The sequence below is a fragment of the Pontibacter toksunensis genome (assembly GCF_042686245.1).
Classification (GTDB): Bacteria; Bacteroidota; Bacteroidia; order Cytophagales; family Hymenobacteraceae; genus Pontibacter; species Pontibacter toksunensis.
The window spans coordinates 1-3,882 of record NZ_JBHUOX010000067.1 but is presented as its reverse complement, the minus strand read 5'-3'; the positions used below and the strand labels follow the sequence as shown (position 1 = coordinate 3,882).

Annotated in this window: 1 protein-coding gene; it reads right to left on the bottom strand. The window is 49.6% G+C overall.

From position 1 onward, the window contains the following. Window positions 1-3,008, bottom strand: a 3,008-nt coding sequence (locus tag ACFS7Z_RS27005; RefSeq protein WP_377492513.1) for an SBBP repeat-containing protein, incomplete at its 3' end; no start/stop codon positions are given. Between the last annotated feature and the right edge of the window lie 874 nt (window positions 3,009-3,882).

Genomic DNA, 3,882 nt, shown 5'->3' with positions numbered 1-3,882 from the left:
AGCATGGTCGAACCCTGCACCTGGTCCTCTTCCCCGTTCCTTTTGCTGTACCTGGCCACCAGGCTCCAGTGCGCCCTTTTGCTGGTTTGCATAAATTCATAGGCAGGGGCGGCGGGTGACTCTATCCTGCCGCCACCGGTCACAAAGCCGGCGTCGGGGGCATACACGTGCACGTAAAGAGGTGCGGTGCTGAGGGTGCAGCCTTCTTGTGTAACGTAGGTGAGGCTTATCCTGTAAAAATCTGGAGCAGAGGGCCAGTCGACGGAGATGGTAGGGCTGTCCTGGCCGGTGAAATCAGTAAGAGAATTACCTTCGCTGTCGGTGATGCTCCACACAGTAAAAAGCGGGGCGGGACCAGATAAATAGTACACAGCGCCTTCAGTGCCCGCCGCAACGGTGGAACTGCCTGCAATGGCATCATCGGCAGTAGCCGGGCACTCGATTGTCTGCTGGCTGTACTTGATGGTCAGGAAGTCGTTGCCTGTAACAGGGCTAAAGGTAAAGCCGGTGATGTAAACACTGCCATCGCTGTTAACAGCGATGGCTCTCACTTCTTCATCGTTGTTGTCTGCCCCATCGTATAGTTCAACCCACGTCTCTTCGCCGGTGGACGTACTGTAGCGGATGGTGGCAATGTCATGAGAGGTATTGATGCTTCTGCCTGACACGTATACTCCCCCCACATTGTCGACGGCTATAGCCCGGGCCTCATCAAAGCCGTTGGCAGGACCGTTGTAACGCTGTGCCCAGGTCTCTTCGCCCGTGGCGGCTTCGTAGCGGACGGTGGCAAAGTCCGGAGCTGTATTTTCATTTGTGCTGGAGCCGGTAACGTACACGCCACCGCTGTTGTCTGTAGTTATGGCAGTGGCCTCATCTGTTTTGTTGGCAGGACCATTGTACTGCGTAACCCAAGTTTCGTTTCCGGTAGTGGCATCGTATCGCACAGTGGCATAGTCCGGACCGGTGCCTTCGCCGAAACTGGAGCCGGTAACATACACACCGCCATTGTTGTCAACGGCTATGGCAGTGGCCTGATCAGCACTAAAACCGTTCGAAGCCCCACTATACCGCTGCACCCACGATTCCTGCCCGGTGGCGGCATCGTACCGGATGGTAGCATAGTCCTGGTTGCCGTTGTTGTCACTATATCCAGTCACATATACACCACCGGTACGGTCCACGGCTATTGCAGTGGGCTGGTCATAGCCATCAGTGGCGCCATTATAACGCATGACCCATGTTTCTTCTCCGGTGGCGGTATTATAGCGGACAGTAGCATAGTCTGAAGAGGTGCTGATGCTTCTGCCTGTTACGTAAACTCCACCAGCCTCGTCAACAGCAATGGCACTGACTTCGTCTGTACCATTAGCAGCCCCGTTGTACAAGGTGGCCCAGGTCTGAGTACCTGTTTCGGCATCGTACCTGATGGTAATATAGTCTGAGGAGGTGCCGCTGCTGGTGCTTCTGCCCGTTACGTATATGCCGCCTGCCTCGTCTATGTCGATGCCTCTTGCGCTGGAAGTGCCCTCAAATTTTGCAACCCAGAGCTGCTGGCCTGAAGGATCATATTTTATAGTAGTGATGTTTTCAAAGCCAACTCCTCTGCTGGTGCCTGTCACGTAGCTGTTGCCCGATTTGTCCACAGCCATGTCCACGGGTTCATCTATCAGGCTTCCCGTTTCATCATGATACTGCATCCATGCTTCCTGGCCTGTTGCAATAAGGTATTTGATTGTCACGATATCGGAGTTTGTCGATCCTGTAACATAGATGCTGCCGGCCATGTCGGTAGCCATCGCCCTGACTTCATCATTGCCGTTGGCGGGCCCGTTGTAGCGCTGCACCCACTTCTCTTCACCCGTTTCTGCAGTGTAATGTACGGTGGCAATGTCAATGCCGGTGCCGCTCTGGTAGCCGGGGCTACTGCCACTTACCGTTACGCCACCGGCATTGTCAGAAACTATAAATTTAGCTTCGTCATTGCCGCCATCAGGGCCGTTATACCGCTTAACCCAAACCTCCTGACCCGTTTCTGAATGATAGCCGACTGTGGCGTAGTCGCCGGCACTGGAGCCTGTTACGTACACGCCACCGTTGTTATCAACAGCAATGTCTTTAGCATCGTCAAAGCCATAATCAGAACCGTTATACCGCGCTACCCAGGTCTCAGAACCGGTGGTGGCTTCGTAGCGGATGGTGGCATAGTCGCCACTGCTGGAGCCCGTTACATACACGCCTCCAGCATCATCAACAGCAATGGCTGAGGCTATATTCAAACCGGTTCCTAAACCGCTGTATCGCTTCACCCATACCTCCTCGCCTGTTTCAGTATCGTAGCGTATGGTGGCATAGGCTTCATAGCTTCTGCCCGTTACGTATACCCCACCTGTCTCATCTACAGCAATGTCTTTCACTTCATCTAAGAGGTTATCGGGACCATTATAGCGCATCACCCATAGTTCTTCGCCGGTGGCCGCGTCGTATCGGACGGTTGCGTAGTCAGACTTGGTTTCATTATCAAAGCTGTCGCCGGTAACATAAACACTGCCGTTATTGGCGACAATGGCAACAGGAAAGTCAAAATTGTTGTCGGGGCCATCGTATTGTTGGCTCCATACTTGTTCGCCTGTAGTGGCATCGTAGCGGAAGGTGATAAAGTTTGCCCCTGTGTTACTATCTTCACTAAAGCCGGTAACATATACGCTGCCGGCATTGTCGACAGCAACAGCTCTGGCAGTGGCATCAACTTCAGATTTAACTGCCCAAACCTGCTGGCCAGTCGGAGAATATTTGATGGTGATGATTTTAACGATACCAACTCCTCTGCTGGTACCGGTTATATAACTATAACCTTCTTCGTCCACCGCCATAGCAGTGGGTTCATCAGCCCAACTACCTTGGCCATCGTAGCGTTGTTCCCACCCCAGTATAGGCTCTTGAGCAGCTGCAGGTAAACAAATCAGGGTCAGGAGCAATTGTAATGCAAGTAAAGATGTAAATATTTTCATATCTAAAGCTTTTTGTTTGAGAGTTTGGTAAGATGCTGTCTTGTGTGCTTTATCAGTGATTTATAAGCAGGTATAGGGCGACATTGTCTTCAGGTCGGTTTAAGAAGATTTAGGATTAATGTTATTCTTGATTACGTATTAATATAATTTATAATTTATCTTTATTTAGTTATAACTTATAAAATTTAGTATAAGGCATTAAATGGGAGGTGGATATAAGTTCGATAAGGGAGAATAAATTTTGCATCTTGAATTATTATATTTTGCCAAGGAAGTTCCTAAATAGTTTTATGTAACATGAAGCAGTATTTTCTGAAGTTTTAAAGTGGCGTTGGCAGAAAGGCTTCGAACTTTGTAACTGTAACAGGTTATTCAGCGGCACCATACTATATGTTCCATAGCCTTGGTGTGCTAGCTAGGCTCAGCCAAGTAGAATGCTGTACATGAACATAGTTTTCTTGGGGGTAAAGGCACTGTGCAGTTATTGTCTGAAAAGTTATTCAAACAACAACTGCATAATAACTTTATGCCGGATGGGTATAAAAAGAGGCAGCTTTTGGAAAATTATCTTTCATATTTACAATAGATTTTTGTGCTGTCTCATTGTAAAAAAATCACACGCCTTGCATATCAGCCTAATGCAGGGCGTGTGATTTTCCAACTTTGTCCTCCGCAAGTGTAAGGGTTAAGTATAACTTATGTAGTCTCTATCGCTGCACAACCATCTTAGCTGTTTGAGTTATGTTTCGGGTTGTTAGTCTGGCCAGGTAGAGGCCTTTGCCCATACCTTCTACAGAGAGGGTGTGCTCATAGCGCCTGCCGCCTTCGGCCGCCCCGGCGGCTATCCGCTTCACGAGGGCACCCCTCATGTCAT